The organism is Dyella sp. SYSU CM1112, assembly GCF_058216415.1.
In genome coordinates this window covers 169,644-184,174 of sequence record NZ_JBZEGI010000010.1, presented here as the reverse complement: position 1 = coordinate 184,174, position 14,531 = coordinate 169,644, and the positions used below count along the sequence as shown (strand labels likewise).

Genomic DNA, 14,531 nt, shown 5'->3' with positions numbered 1-14,531 from the left:
GTCCTGGGTGAGCTGGGCCATCTGGTCGGGGGTGAGGGCGACGCCCACGCTGAGCTGGAAGCGTTGCGCTTCTTCCACGCCGGCATCCATCAGGGCTTTGTACTGGTTGAGGCTGTCGGTATCGCCGGTGAGGTAGCGCCGGCCGGTGAGGCCGGTGATCTGGTCGAGGACGAGCTGGGTTTCGTAGAAGGCATCGCCCAGGCGTTTGAGGGTGGCGTCGCCGTCCAGCCCCAGACGGTTGAGCAGGTAGTCGCTGCCGAGGAAGCCGGCGTAGCTGGCGAAGCGCGGGTCGGTTTCCACCAGGTACGGGCGACCACTGCCAGGATGCAGGGTGTAAAGGCCGCCGTTGGGCAGCGAGACCGGTAACGGCTGGCCCGGCGTGCCGAGGGTTTGCACGCCCGGGACCGGGCCGGCCATGCCGCCGACCCGGCCGATGCCACCGCCGTTTTGGCCTTGCAGGGTCTGGCGGCCATCGTTGGCGCCCAGGCCCACGCCCGAAACCGGATTACCGTCGGCGCCGACAGGGGTGTTGTCGATGTGTTCGGCGGTGATGTCAACGGCCTGGCCGGCACTCATCGTGGCGGCGGCGCCGGGGCCGATGGGGAAGGTGATCCAGGCCGGTATCTGGCCCGGCCCGAGCGGCACGGTGTCGTCGCGCAGCTGGGTGCCATAGCTCATCCACGGACCGTCTTCCCAGCGGCGGGGGTTGTCCAGCAGCACCTGGGTGGCGGTTTGTTCGTTGAGGGTGGTGCGTACGGTGCCGGTGGGTACCCAGGCGATGTTGCGCACGGTGTCGCCGCCGACATTGCCGCCGCCCTGGCCGCCATTCTGGCCGTTGATGGTGAGGTTGCGGCCAGCGGCGATGGTGGAGGTGTCGTTGAGCACCGAGCCGTTGAGCGTGATGTTGCCGCCAGCCAGCAGGCGGCTTTCCGCGCTGGCGGCGGCGATGCGGGTGATGGAGGTCAGCGTGCTGGTGTAGACGCCCTGGAACGTATCGGGCTGGCCCTGGCCGAAGGGATAGCCGGAGCAACGCTTGTCGTTGGAGCCGCCGACCAGCCGGTCGCAAAAGCCTTTGGCAGCAGCGAACTCGTTGCTGTCGATCACCTGGCTGGGATCGACGTACGGCGGATGATGGGCGGGATTGGAGTCGTTCCACAGATAGCGCGCCAAGGTGTATTGGCTGGTGTTCTGCGCTTGCTCGGAGGCGGTGAGGTGATAGACCTCGGTCTGGAATACGCGGCGCTGGTTGGTGAACTGCTGCGCGGACAGGCTGAGGTTGCCGTCGGCCTCGATCGCGCCGGAGAGATTGGTGACCGCCCGGCTGCGCGTGCCATTGGCGTCGGCGGCGATGGTGAGGTCGCCCAGGGTGTAAAGGGTGGCGTCGCGGTTGAGCAGGGTGTCGCTGACATAGAGATCGAGGCGCTGCACGGCGGCGATCAGGGCGGTGTCATAGCTGGCGGGCGCGCCGGTGGTACTGCCCAGATCCACGCCATTGGTCAGGTTGTTGGCGGTGATGGCAATGGTGTTGCCGATGACGGTGCCGGTGTTGACGACGTCGCTGGCGTGAAGCGCGACGGTGTCGCCGTCGATGCGTCCGGCATTGTGTTGAGCGCCGGACGTGGTCAGCGTGGTGGTGGCGCTGTTGATAGTGGCGCCGGCCTGGTTGTCGAGTTGTGCGGCGGTGACGGTGAGTGCGCCGACGCTTTCCAGGGTGGCGCGGTTGGTCAGTGTGCCGCCGACGTTGAAGATGAAGTTGCGATTGGCGAACAGTGTGTTGCCGGCCTGGTTGGTGTAGTTGCCGGCTAATGTGAGTTGCAGATCCCGGCCTGCGCGCAGGCGGCCCACGCCGTCGAATGCGCCGAATTGCGCGGCGACGTTGCCGTTGGCGGCGATGTCGCCGCCTTCGTTGTGGGTGGCAGCCAGGGCAAGGGAAAGGTCGCCGCCGGCGCCGATCGATCCGTGCGTGTTGTCGAGCGTGGCGGCGCGATTGATCCAATCGAAGTTGCCTGCGCTGTACAGCGTGCCGCGCTGGTTGGAGAAGGCATCGCTGCGCAGCGTGAGGTCGCCGCCCGCCACCAGCGTGCCGGCCGTGTTGGTCAATTGCGAGGCGTCCAGCGTGACGTCGCCCTGTCCGCCCACCGTGCCGCCAAGGTTGGACAGCGTCTGGGTGGTGATCTGGGTCAGTCCGTTATCGGTGTTGGCGATGCGGCCGTTCTGGTTGCTGAGGGTGTTGGCATGCAGCGTAAGCGTTGCGGCGGCCTGGCCGCTGCCGGCTTCCAGTTTGCCGCCGTCATTGCGCAAGACGCCGACGATGTTCGCATCGAGATGACCTTGCGCTTGCAGCGCGCCGCTGTTCGTTGCATCGCCCTGGGTGGTGAGCGCGAGATCGTCGCCGGCATAGATCTGCCCGGCGTTGGCCAGCGTGCCCGCGGCAAGATTCACGCGGTGGTTGCTGCCGAGGAAACCGCCCGCGGCGTTGCTCAGGGCATGCACGACGGACATATCGAGCGTGTCATGCAAGGCCTTGATCTGGCCGTTGCCGTTGGCGAGCGTATCGGCGCTGAGTTGCAGCGGACCATCCGCCTGCATGAGACCGCCCTGGTTGGTGAGCGCGCCATCCAGCGTTGCGCGGAGCGTTTGCGCGACGATCGTGCCGTCGGTGTTGTCCAGGTCGGTGCCGCTCAGCGTGGCGTCACCGGCCACGCTGAGGGTGCCGTGGGTGTTGGCGATGGTCGTCCCGCTCAGCAGCAGATTGCCGTTGCCTGCGAGGTTGCCCTGTGTGTTGGTGAAGGTGTTTGCGGTGATGGAAAAGCTGCCGGTGCCCGCATGCGCGAGCGTGCCTGCCGTGTTGTCCAGCGTACTGGCGGTGATGCGCAGATCATTGGCATTGGTGGCGATGCGGCCTCGTGTATTGTCCACATTGCCAAGCAGGGTGAGCGTGGTTGCGCCAACGCCGGTTTGCAGCAGCTGGCCATTCCGGTTGTCGAGGCTGTCGGCCTGGATGGCGAGTTGCTGGGCTTGCAGCAGTGCTTGCGCATTGATAATGGCCCGGTTCGCCTGGACGTCTAGACGTCCGTTTGCGGCCAGGTTGCCACCGGTGTGATCGATATCGCCCTGGCGCGCTGTGAGCATCAGATCGCCACCTGCGCGCGTCGTAGCGCCTGCCAGGTTGATGGCGCCGCCGGTGAAGTTGAGCGATCCGGAGGCGATGTTCTCGCCGGTGGCCGTCAACATGCCCCGGGTGGTCGCGGCCAATTGCGCGGCGCCGGTCAGCGAACCATCGGCCCGCAAACCCGCGGCGAGAACGCCATGGGCATCCAGCTGTCCGGCGTCGAGTATCAAATGGCCCTGGGCGGCCAGCGTGCCGCTGCCGGTGGATAGGGTGCCGCCCACTTGCCAGTACCCGTCGCCGCCGGCCCAGTGCGTGCCCTGGAGCCGCGCATCGCCGGCGACGTTGACCGTTTGCGCGCTATCGCTTCGGAGCATGCTGCCGGTCGTGTCGAGGTTGCCGGCGCTGCGCAGCGTCAGCGCGCCGGTCGTGTCCAGCGCGGCCTGGGTGTAAAGGATGTCGCCGGCCGTCGCCGTCAGTGTTGCATTGCCGCCGGCTTGCGTTTGCGCGCCCGCCAGGTTCAAGGCGCTGCCCTGGAGGGTGAGGTTGCCGGCAGCGAGCAGGTTGCCGTTGGCGACCAGGCCGCTGGATGTCGCCACGTCAAGCGCGCCGTGGCCTTGCAGGCTGCCGTCACCGGCAATGCCCGCACCTAGCGTGCCTTGCGAAAAGAGTTGCCGGGCGCGAAGGAGGATGTCGTTCGCGGCAGCGAGCGTGCCCTGGTTGTCGAGCGTGTTGCCGGCGCTGAGGTTGAGGTTGCCGGCACTGTAGATCGTGCCGGTATGGGTGACATCGCCGCTTGCCTGCAGTGTCATGTTGCCTGCGGATTGCAGCGTGCCGCTGTGATTGACGCTGCTGCCCTGGAGCGACAGCTGTCCTGCGGACGAGGTGATACCGGTAAGCACCAGCTGGCCGGCCTGGTTGATGGTGAAGTCACCGCTTTGCGTGGCAAGTTGGCCGGCGGTGCGTACGCCGATGCCTGCTTCGGTACCGATCAGCCGGATAGCGTGTGCATACATGCCGCCCAGCGCAGCGACATCCAGGCTGATGAGCGGTGTTTCGCCTTCGCCGGCAATCGCCTGAGCGGACAAATCGGCATGATTGATCCGGTTGGCGCCGGTGACCACGTTGAGTTGATGGGCCCACACTTTCGACTGGACGCTGAGACTGCGGCTGAGCAGATCGAGCCGGTCGATGTTGGAGGCATCCAGCCCTGCGCCATCAATGCGGATGTGTCCGCGCGTGACGCGAAAGCCCTGCAGCGATCCGTCCCCACCCAGAATGGATTCGCCGGTGGTCAGCACGGCGCGCGGGGTGTTGATAAAACCGGCGCCGTCCACGCTGATGCCGTTGGGGTTGGCGATGATGACGTCGGCTGCGTGGCCGGCCACTTCGGTGTAGCCGCGTAGCACGCTGGGGTTGGTGGAGGTCACTTCATTGACGATGATGCGTGCTGCCTGTCCGCCGTGGAAATGCGGATTGCCCACGATGTAACCAGCCAATTGGGTGGACGACACGCCGGCGCTGTTGTTGAGGATCAGGCCGTGCGGATCGACGTTGAAAGCCTGGTACTCGTTGTGCGACACGCCCGATGCCGTCGGCGCGGTGATATTGACCACCGGCACGCCATTGGCAGCGGTGTCCGTACTGGGGTGATTGCCTGTTGCGCTGGGCGTGACCTGTGCAACCGTTCCCAGGGGTGTTCCGAGCAGTGCCGAAAGGACGGCGACGCTCAAGGCGCGGCGGCTCAGGAGGCGCCGGCGAGAGGAGGAAGCCCATGAATGGTGTTTGATCATCTGTCTGTCCTTGGATCGTGTATCTGGCAATCAACAGGTGCGTCAGTACGCATAGACCAGCTGGAACCCGATGGCGGGCCGTGTGTTCTGGAGCAGCGAACGGCCGTGCCAGGGTTTGCCGAAAAAGGCGTCCCAGCTGACTTGGCGAACGCTGCCGCGCACGCCGATGAAGCCGCCGGTCAAGGTGGTGTTGTCCAGGATGTACGCTGCGGCCGGACCGCTGACGCGGCCCGCATCGATGCCTGCATACAGCGCGACGGGCCAACTGCCGAGAGGGGCGGTGAGCGTGTTGCGCCAATACCAGCCGCGTTCCGCAGCAAGCGTTTCGTCGCCATCGAAACCCCGTACGGTGTATCGGCCGCCAATGGCGATGAACTCCGATGCATACAGATGGCTGCTGCTGTATTGCCCATGCCATTCGCTGCTCCATTGCAGGGGCAATTTGCGTATCTGGAATGGAAGATTGAGCGATGCGTCGAATACCCACAGCCGGTATTTGAAGGTGGGTTCGTCACGGGTGTGTCCGCGTGGGTCGTGCTGGCCGCCGAACCAGGGCACGCCAAAACGCTCTGCCACACGCAGATCGAGTTGTGCCTGCCGGATATAGCGGCGATGCGAGATGGCTGCTTCAAGCATGCTCATGTCACGTCGTTGCGAATCCAGTTCCACGTCTTCAATGAAACTGTGCGCCCATCGTTTGCCGGCGTGTAACTCGAAGAGGGTTTTGCTGTTTTGATTGCGCCAGAGCAACCGCTGCGCGGCGAGGTCGAGGGAGCGGGACGTGCCGCTGCTGCGGAATGTCTGTGCGGAGCCTTCTATGGTCTGGTCGTAACGGTAGTTGCTGTAGTTGATGGTGAACAGCCAATCGCCGCGAGGCAGGGAGTAGTTGCCGTTAAAACCACCCGTGCCTCGGCCCGATCCATTCAAGACGTCATGCGTTGCACCTAGCGACAGCAGATCGTTGATGCCGAGGGGATTGTCGATACCGAGGTTGATGCCTGCCTGATAGAGGCCCGTCGCGCTGGCGCCGGAATTGTCCAGGGTCGCCGCGATGCGCCACGGTTTCGTGCGCTTGACGGTGATGACGAGATCCGACTGTCCGGGAGCGTCTGCCGGATCGATGTCGATGTCGACATCCTGGGATGGTACGCGCTTCATTTGCTCCAGCCCTTGCTCGATGTCGCGAAGGTTGAGCAGGTCGCCAGGACGCATGGGCAATGCCCAGCGCCAACTGCCTGCGGAGCTGCCATCCGCCATGCGGATGGCGTGGATGACACCGGGAACCAGGGTGATAGTCAGTACGCCGCGGGAAAGATCCTGTTCGGGAAGGCCGACACGCGTGGTGACATAACCGCGATCGAGAATCAGCTCGCCTGCGCGTCGCACGATGAGGCTGATGCCTTCGCGCCCGGCGCAGCGTCCGATGTATTGATCCAGATATCGCTGTACGAAGCCGAACGATTGGCTTCGCGCGCCTTGCAGTTCAATGCGCTCAAGGGCGAAGCAGGGCGTTTCGGCGGGCAAATCCGTGCGCTGGAAATCCGCAGCAGGCCGTTCGCTCAGGCGTACGTGTGGCGCAGTGCTGCGCGCTTGCCGCTCTTGCGCCTGGCGCTGAGTGCGCTCACGTTGCTGTTGCTCATCCAGCGTAGTAAGTGAAGACGGCGGCTGTTCCTGTGACCATGCAAGCGGCGATAGCCCCAGGCCCACCATGATCAGCCAACGGTGTTTCGCTTTTTCCGTGCGTTGTTTTTCACCGCGTCGTGCGGTGTGTGTGGTTGCCATGTTCTAGCGTAGATTCTTTCGCGGGTTGGCGAGACTAACCGCAAGAGAACTGCCGGTGAGCAGGCTTAAGGAAATTTAGCGATCCCTTACAAAAAAGTAAGAATTACCCTACAAAAACGCCATAAATCGGCTCTTAGCGTAATGTCATCAATGAATGAAGAGTATTTGTCTCATTCTGTATTGCGAGTTGCGGTATTCCGTATCAGAGTGATTCTGATCCACCCATGATGAGTGGGTAAGTCAGGAGGTTGCCATGAACAGGTTTGCTTTTTTTGTCGCTTTACCCGCACTAACCGTTTCGAGCCTGGCATTTGCCGCTCCGCAGGCATCCCCGCCGGTCGGACAAGCCACAGCTCAACACGAGGCAGCACCCGCCACGCATTCGGCCGTCAAGCCGGGAGATCGCCATTGCCTGCGTGATACCGGTAGCTTGATCAGGCCAAAGAAAGGTGAATGCCTTCCCGTTTCTGGGCGTTCATACACCAAGCAGGAGATCGACAACACGGGTGAGCGGACATTGGGACCCGCGCTGCAAAAGCTGGATCCAAGCATCACCTTGCATGGAAATGGCTACTGATTCGGGGCGGCCATTCCGTTTCCAAAAGAAGCGGAGCGCTGCCTCAATCTTTTACTGCTTCGGCGATGCCTTGGCGAGCAACGTCGACCAGATGATCGATGTCGTCTTCGTTCACCACGTAGGGCGGCATGAAGTAAATGACGTTGCCTAGTGGCCGCAGCAATGCACCATGTTGCAAACCGTGCAGGTAGACGCGCAAGCCACGGCGTTCCTGGGCAGCGTAGGCACGGCGAGTCGCTTTATCCGCGACCAGTTCCACGGCAGCGATCATGCCTTGCTGTCGCACATCAGCGACGTTCGGATGGTCATGCAGTGGTGCGAGCCGTTTCGAAAGATGCGCGGCCAGTGTCTGATTGCGTTCCAGCACCGGTTCATCGCGGAAAATCGCCAGTGTTTCCAGGGCAGCACGGCAGGCAAGCGGATTGCCGGTGTAACTGTGGGAATGCAAGAACGCCTTGCCGGCGTTGTATTCGGCATAGAACGCTTCGTAAATGTTCTCGGTGGTGAGCACCGCGGAAAGCGGCAGGGTTCCGCCGGTAAGCCCCTTGGACAGGCACATGAAGTCCGGTGAGATGCGGGCCTGCTCGCAGGCGAACAGGGTGCCGGTGCGGCCGAAGCCTACGGCGATCTCGTCGGCAATCAGATGCACGTTGTAGTGGTCGCACAGCGCGCGCAAGCCGCTCAGGTAGCTGGGGTGATACATGCGCATGCCGCCAGCGCATTGCACCAGCGGCTCTACGATCACGGCGCAGGTCTCATGTGCATGACGTTCGAGCAGCACGCGCATCGCTTCGAGCCGGCGTGTGGCTGTCTGCTCCGGCGATTCGCCGGGTTCTCCTTCATAGGTATCGGGCGAAGGCGCAAGAATCGGCGTGAGCAACAAAGGCGCGTAAGTCTTGCGGTACAGCGCAACATCGCTTACCGATAACGCGCCCAGGGTTTCACCGTGATAGCTCCCCGTCAGCGCGATAAAACGGGTTTTCTCACCATGACCTTGATTGAGCCAATAGTGGAAGCTCATCTTCAGGGCCACTTCGACGGCTGCGGAACCGTTGTCGGCAAAGAATACTTTCTGCAGCCCCGGCGGCGTGATGTGCACCAGCTGTTCGGCCAGCTCTATCGCTACCGGATGCGTGAAGCCGGCAAAGATTACGTGCTCCAGCGTATGGGCCTGGTCGGCCAGCGCTGCCGCGATGCGCGGATTGGCATGACCGAACAGATTGGTCCACCAGGAGCTGATGCCGTCCAGGTAGCGCTGTCCATTTGCGTCGATCAGCCAGGGCCCTTCGCCACGCACGATAGGCAGCAAGGGCACGGATTCGTGATCGTGCATCTGTGTGCAGGGATGCCAGATATGGCGGAGGTCTCGCTGGGCGAGGGCGGTATTGGCGTCGGTGCGGATAGTCATCCGGCTATGATCGAGCTAGTGGCGATGTCTCTCAAGCGTTGCCGCAGGCCTTGAGGTGGCGCGCGTCGATGAAGAGGTTGTTGGCATATATCGCACTGGGTGCGTTTGCTCTGGGCGTGATGGTGTGGTTCATGCCGGCGCGCTGGGTCGCGCCGCTGTTGCAACCGCATCTGCCTGGTGTTCGGCTTGAGCGTGTGGAAGGGACGGTGTGGCAAGGCCGGGCCGGAGAGCTTGCCAGCGCAGAGGGCGCGAATCTGGGCGAACTCAGCTGGAACGTATCGCGGCGCGCGTTGCTGGGCGATCTGCGTGTCGGCCTGGACTTGATTCGGCCTCGGTTGCAAATCCGGGGGCAGCTCCATCGTCTCTCGGCTGCCGCGCTCGGTGTGCATGACCTCACGTTGCACATGGATGCCTCGTTGCTTGGCGCGCAACCTTGGCTGCACGGGCAGCCGCAAGGCGAACTCGATGTGCATGTTCCACAAGCCCGCTTGCAAGGGTATTGGCCGATGCAGCTTGAGGCGACCGGGACGTGGTCCCAGGCGGCGGTGCGTACGGTAGGGGAGGCGATTCCACTCGGCACACTGTTGTTTCATGTCAGCGGCGAGTCGGGCGTCGTCCAGGCTATGTTCCACGATGACGGCCGTGGCCCGCTGCAAACGATGGGACACTTGTCTTTCAGTCCGCTTGGCTGGGATTTGCGTGTCCGCTTGAAGCCGCGCGCGAACGATCCGGCGCTCTCGGCGTGGCTGCAGACATTGGGAGCAAAACCTTCGGCGGACGGAATGTTCCAACTCCGCTATCGTGGGGGTTTGGCTCTGTTGAACACCGCAATGGGGAAATCATGAACGACCAGCCATGGGGAGTGGCGCTGAAGGCCGCGCGTGAAGCCGCTGAGGCGGCGGGTGAAGTTATCCGGCACTACTGGCGCCGCGGCGTTGAGATCGAAATCAAATCCGACGATACGCCGGTGACGATCGCCGATCGCGAAGCAGAACGTGCGATTCGGGCCGTGCTCGCCCCTGCTTTGCCAGGCGCGGCCATTTACGGCGAAGAGTACGGCCTGGACGGCGACCGCGATGGCTTGCTGTGGTTGGTGGACCCGTTGGACGGCACCAAGAGTTTCGTACGCCGCACACCGTTCTTCGCTACGCAAATCGCCCTGATGTATCGAGGCGAACTGGTGCTGGGGGTGTCGAGTGCGCCGGTCTATGGAGAGACCATGTGGGCCAGCGTCGGCGCGGGGGCATGGTTCAATGAGCAGCGTGTCCATGTGGCGTCTACGGCGGACATCGCGCAGGCTTCCCTTTCCATCGGCAACGTCAAGACACTTACGACGGACGCTCGCTGGCAGACGTTGGGCGAATTGATTCGTGCGAGCAATCGTATCCGCGGCTATGGCGATTTTTGCCATTACCACCTGCTCGCGCGCGGTGGCCTGGATCTCGTGTTGGAGTCGGACGTCAACATCCTCGACATTGCCGCGCTGGCAGTCATCGTGCGCGAAGCCGGTGGGGTGTTCACGGATCTGGACGGTGGCCCCCTGAGCCTGGATACCCGCAGCGTTCTAGCCGGCACGCCAGCCATTCATGCGCATGCGTTGAAACGCTTCTCGTCCGCGCCAGGACCAGTGTGAAATAAAAGCCGGTTACAATCCTCTCATGCCTAGCTACCCCATCATCCACGCCACGCGCGATCTGGAAACCAGCAGCTTCCTGCGTGTCGAGCAGCTCGATCTGGAATTTTCGAACGGCGAGCATCGCACCTATGAACGTCTCAAGGGACATGGTCTCGGTGCCGTGATCATCGTGCCGATGCTCGATGATGAAACGGTGCTGCTGGTACGCGAATACGGCGCAGGCGTGGATCGCTACGAGCTGGGGCTTCCGAAGGGCCGTCTTGATCAGGACGAAACCGTCGAACAAGGCGCGGACCGCGAGCTCAAGGAGGAGGTGGGCTATGGCGCGCGCAAGCTCAAGATCCTGCACAACCTGTCGCTGTCGCCCTCCTACATGACACACATGGCGCATGTGGTGCTCGCGCAAGACCTGTATCCCGAACGGCTTCCCGGGGATGAACCCGAAGAGCTTGAAGTGGTGCCGTGGAAGCTCTCCGACTTGCATACCCTGGTTTCGCGCGAGGATGTCACGGAGGGTCGTTCCATCGCGGCGCTTTTCCTGGCGCGCGAATACCTCGCCGGACGTTTAGACCTTGAATAGGCTTCTGCATACAACGTGAGCGACATACCCGATCATCCTCTCCTGGCCGACATAGGCATGCTGGCGCGTCGTGCCGGCGAAGCCATCATGGCGGTCTACCGCGAAGACTTTGATGTCGAAGTCAAAGACGACCACTCGCCGCTCACGGCCGCGGACCTGGCTGCGCAAAACGTCATTGTCGATGGCTTGGCGAAGATCGATCCGCAACTTCCTGTCGTCTCGGAAGAGGCCAGCCAGCTACCTTGGGAGCAGCGGCGCAGCTGGAGCCGCTATTGGCTGGTCGATCCGTTGGACGGTACGCGCGAATTCGTCAAACGCAACGGCGAATTCACCGTCAATATCGCCATGGTCGAACACGGCAAGACGGTATTGGGCGTGGTGCTGGCGCCGGTGACCGAAGAATTGTTCGTCGCCGCACGCGGATACGGTGCATGGTGGCAGGTGCAAAGCGGTGCTGATTGGGAACGCATCTTCACTCGCCAGCTGGGCAATCCACCGGTGGCTGCCGGCAGCCGCTCGCATGGCGGTTCGGCGGAAGCGGTGATGCGCCGGCTGTTGGGCGAAGAGTACTTGATGCAACCGCTGGGTTCTTCCCTGAAATTCTGCCTGATTGCGCGTGGTGCGGCGGACGTCTATTTGCGCCGCGGGCCTACCAGCGAGTGGGATACGGCTGCGGCCCAGTGCGTGCTGGAAGAGGCCGGCGGTGCCGTGCTCGACCTGGCGGGCAATCCTTTGCACTACAACCGGGGCGAATCATTGATCAACCCGGAATTCCTCGCGGTGGGCGACATGGGCATCGACTGGACGATGCGCTTGCGCGAGGCTGGCCTGGCATGAGCGCCGTGACACGGCATCGTCTTGCGGATCTGCTGGCCATCATGGGTCGCCTGCGCGATCCGCAGCGCGGCTGTCCATGGGACCTGCAGCAGGATTTCAGCACCATTGCGCCTTACACCATCGAAGAAGCCTACGAAGTATCCGATGCGATCGATCGCCGCGATTGGAACGATCTGCGCGACGAATTGGGCGATCTCCTGCTGCAAGTGGTTTTCCATTCGCAAGTGGCCCAGGAGCAAGGGCTGTTCGAATTCGACGATGTTGTAAATGCCATCAGCGAAAAGATGCTTCGTCGCCATCCCCATGTATTTGGCGACGTCACGTATGCTGACGTAGACGAGCAAAAGCGCGCCTGGGAAGACATCAAGGCCACCGAGCGCGCAGCCAAGGGCGAGGGGCACGATGACAGTGTATTGGCCGGCGTATCGCGCGGGCAGCCGGAGTGGCAGCGCGCGCAAAAGCTGCAGCAGCGCGCCGCAACAGTGGGTTTCGACTGGCCCGACTACCGTCCAGTCGTCGGCAAATTGCAGGAGGAGCTGGCCGAAGTAGCCGCCGAATTCGAGGCTGGCGGCGATCCCGATCGGCTGGAAGACGAGATCGGCGATGTATTGTTCGTCGCCACCAATCTTGCTCGTCATGCCAAGGTGGACGTGGTGCGGGCTCTGAAGCGCGCCAATGCGAAATTCGAGCGCCGGTTCCGGCGCATGGAGCAATTGGCGGCCGAGCAGGGCGAGCCGCTGCAGGCGTTTGGTCTGATGGAACAGGAAGCGCTGTGGCGGCAGGCCAAAGCCGAAGAGCGGCAGGCATAGCGTCAGCGCATACCGGCTTTCAACCTTTTCAAACCGGCGCGCATCCTAGTTGCCGTACAACTCTGGAGGGTTCCGCATGCGTTCTGCCGTTGCTTTGCTGTTTTTGCTGTCCATTCCGCTTGTCGCCGCAGGCGAGGAGTGCCGCTATTCCGCCCCCCGCAATCTTCATGATGACCTCGCCGGCGTGCGCGGCGTGCAAATCGAATTGCACAGCCAGGATATGCATCTGGCCGGCAGTGGTGATGCCAATGCCCTGGATTTGACGGGGCGTGCTTGCGCTTCGTCCCAGGCGGCGCTGGACAATCTGCAAGTGACCTCGCATCGGGAGGGCGATCAGCTGATCATCGATGTCGGCGCTACGCATACCTTCAACGTCCGGTTGTTTGGCGTGTCATACGCTTACCTGGATCTGCAGGTCCGGTTGCCCTCGCACATGCCGGTGACGGTGAACACCGGTTCGGGAGACGCCTGGGTGAGCGGCTTGACGCAGCTCGATGCGCAGACAGGTTCAGGCGATCTGCATATCGATCACATCGCGGGAGCTGTTTCGGTGACGGCCGGTTCGGGCGACGTGGAAATATCCGACGTAGGCAGTTTGCGCGCAGGTTCCATCGGGTCAGGCGATCTCAAGGCACGCTCGGTTCACAACGACGTCCACCTCGGCAGCGTTGGTTCGGGTGACGTGACGCTGCAACAAGTGGATGGCAGCGTCCATGTCGGAACGCTTGGTTCGGGTGACCTGAATGTCAGTGACGTGCGCGGCGACTTGATCGTGGGAGCAAAAGGGAGCGGCGACGTCACGCACAGCAACATCGGGGGCAAGGTCAGCGTGCCGCGTGACGACGACTGAGCGTGCATGCGTTGTACGTGTTCAGTTCCGGGCGAGCACGTGCATGACCAGATAAACCAGCGGTGCGCAAACCAGCAGGAAGGGAATCGAAATGCCATGAAACAGCCGCATGCCGTGCGGCTGTTTTGCCAGGCGCAAAGCGATGAGGTTGGCCAGCGATCCGATCACGATGCCAAAGCCTCCCACATTCACCGCCACTGCCAGCGCTACCGCATCCTGGGTTCGATCAAGCAGAAGTACCGTGGCCGGCACGTTGCTGATCAGTTGGGAGCTGACAACGCCACTGAGATAAAGCGCGAATGGCTGCTTGAAATCAATCATGCCTAACGCGTGATCGACCAGGGGCAACGCGGCAAAGTGACCAAGACCGAGAAAGATGGTCGCGAAAGTCGCCATCAGCAGCCAGTCGATCCGTTTGAGGCTTTGCCGCGACAGCAGCATGAACAGGAGCGCCACTAAGGCCACCCCCCACGGCGCATGACCGTGTTCCATCATCAGCACCATCCAGGCAAGTCCTGCCACGGACAGCGTGGCCAGCCACGCTGATACCTTCTGCCCATCGAGCTTGTTCGCATAAAGCGTCACTCGCTCTTTTGGCATCCAGATCCAGGCAACGGCGGCAACCAGGACAAACATCACCGCCGCAGCCGGCAGCAGTTTGATGACAAACGGCAGGAACGGCATCTGCGCGTGCTGCCAGATCAACAGGTTTTGCGGATTACCGATCGGGCTCAGGCACGACCCCGCATTGACGGCAAGCGCTTCCAGTATCGCCATACGGAGAATCGGCAGGTTGGACATGCTGCCTATCGCCACGGTCAATGGCACCGTCAGGAACAGGCTGACATCGTTGGTCAATGCCATCGACAACACCGCCGTCATGCTCACCAGCAGCAAGGCGACGCTGCGTATCGAGTGCATGCGAGCGACGAGCATGCCGGCCAGGCGCTGCACCAGTCCGCTGTCGCGAATGCCCTGGATGGCTATCAGCAATCCAAGCAGTCCGCACAGTGTCGGCAGTTGCAGCCACTGGTGATAACGCGACCAGGGTTGCGGATCGGCACATGCCAGCAGCAGGGTCAATGCCGTGAACAGGCAAAGCAGCCATTCGTGTTTCAGGCGATGGAGCCATACGCGCATGGGCCGCTCG

General features: G+C 62.5%; 11 protein-coding genes. 7 read left to right on the top strand and 4 right to left on the bottom strand.

From position 1 onward, the window contains the following. Together AC4HNJ_RS15250 and AC4HNJ_RS15245 are read right to left on the bottom strand one after the other, a co-directional pair. Positions 1-4,842: two-partner secretion domain-containing protein (locus tag AC4HNJ_RS15250; RefSeq protein ID WP_490480437.1), on the bottom strand; the 4,842-nt coding region annotated here is incomplete at its 3' end. Positions 4,843-4,944: 102 nt separating this feature from the next. Further along, positions 4,945-6,684 carry a ShlB/FhaC/HecB family hemolysin secretion/activation protein gene (locus tag AC4HNJ_RS15245; protein WP_490480436.1) on the bottom strand — a complete coding sequence of 580 codons (1,740 nt, stop codon included), beginning with the start codon at positions 6,682-6,684 and terminating at the stop codon, positions 4,945-4,947. A gap of 253 nt (positions 6,685-6,937) precedes the next feature. Between AC4HNJ_RS15245 and AC4HNJ_RS15240 the strand changes: the two genes are divergently transcribed. Beyond that, the gene (locus AC4HNJ_RS15240) at positions 6,938-7,261 is read left to right on the top strand and encodes a hypothetical protein (RefSeq protein WP_490480435.1); all 324 of its coding nucleotides are present in this window, start codon (positions 6,938-6,940) and stop codon (positions 7,259-7,261) included. 43 nt (positions 7,262-7,304) lie between these two features. Here AC4HNJ_RS15240 and AC4HNJ_RS15235 read toward each other — a convergent pair whose 3' ends face one another. Continuing rightward, entirely contained in the window at positions 7,305-8,669 is a 1,365-nt protein-coding gene (locus tag AC4HNJ_RS15235) for an adenosylmethionine--8-amino-7-oxononanoate transaminase (RefSeq protein WP_490480434.1), read from the bottom strand. Positions 8,670-8,737: 68 nt separating this feature from the next. Here AC4HNJ_RS15235 and AC4HNJ_RS15230 point away from each other — a divergent pair, with 68 nt between their 5' ends. From AC4HNJ_RS15230 to AC4HNJ_RS15205, 6 genes are all read left to right on the top strand, one after another. Further along, positions 8,738-9,514 (top strand): type II secretion system protein N, encoded by a 777-nt coding sequence (locus tag AC4HNJ_RS15230; RefSeq protein ID WP_490480433.1) that lies wholly within the window; start codon positions 8,738-8,740, stop codon positions 9,512-9,514. After that, positions 9,511-10,302 carry an inositol monophosphatase family protein gene (locus AC4HNJ_RS15225; RefSeq protein ID WP_490480432.1) on the top strand — a complete coding sequence of 264 codons (792 nt, stop codon included), beginning with the start codon at positions 9,511-9,513 and terminating at the stop codon, positions 10,300-10,302. The genes AC4HNJ_RS15230 and AC4HNJ_RS15225 overlap by 4 nt, the downstream gene beginning before the upstream one ends. A 25-nt stretch (positions 10,303-10,327) precedes the next feature. After that, on the top strand, positions 10,328-10,885 hold the full coding sequence (gene nudE, locus AC4HNJ_RS15220; protein ID WP_490480431.1) for an ADP compounds hydrolase NudE: 558 nt from the start codon (positions 10,328-10,330) through the stop codon (positions 10,883-10,885). A gap of 15 nt (positions 10,886-10,900) precedes the next feature. Continuing rightward, on the top strand, positions 10,901-11,722 hold the full coding sequence (cysQ, locus tag AC4HNJ_RS15215) for a 3'(2'),5'-bisphosphate nucleotidase CysQ (RefSeq protein WP_490480430.1): 822 nt from the start codon (positions 10,901-10,903) through the stop codon (positions 11,720-11,722). Continuing rightward, positions 11,719-12,531 carry a nucleoside triphosphate pyrophosphohydrolase gene (gene mazG, locus AC4HNJ_RS15210; RefSeq protein WP_490480429.1) on the top strand — a complete coding sequence of 271 codons (813 nt, stop codon included), beginning with the start codon at positions 11,719-11,721 and terminating at the stop codon, positions 12,529-12,531. The genes cysQ and mazG overlap by 4 nt, the downstream gene beginning before the upstream one ends. A gap of 76 nt (positions 12,532-12,607) precedes the next feature. Further along, on the top strand, positions 12,608-13,381 hold the full coding sequence (locus AC4HNJ_RS15205; RefSeq protein ID WP_490480428.1) for a DUF4097 family beta strand repeat-containing protein: 774 nt from the start codon (positions 12,608-12,610) through the stop codon (positions 13,379-13,381). A 21-nt stretch (positions 13,382-13,402) separates the two neighbouring features. Here AC4HNJ_RS15205 and AC4HNJ_RS15200 read toward each other — a convergent pair whose 3' ends face one another. Further along, on the bottom strand, positions 13,403-14,521 hold the full coding sequence (locus tag AC4HNJ_RS15200; protein WP_490480427.1) for an SLC13 family permease: 1,119 nt from the start codon (positions 14,519-14,521) through the stop codon (positions 13,403-13,405). Positions 14,522-14,531: the final 10 nt, after the last annotated feature.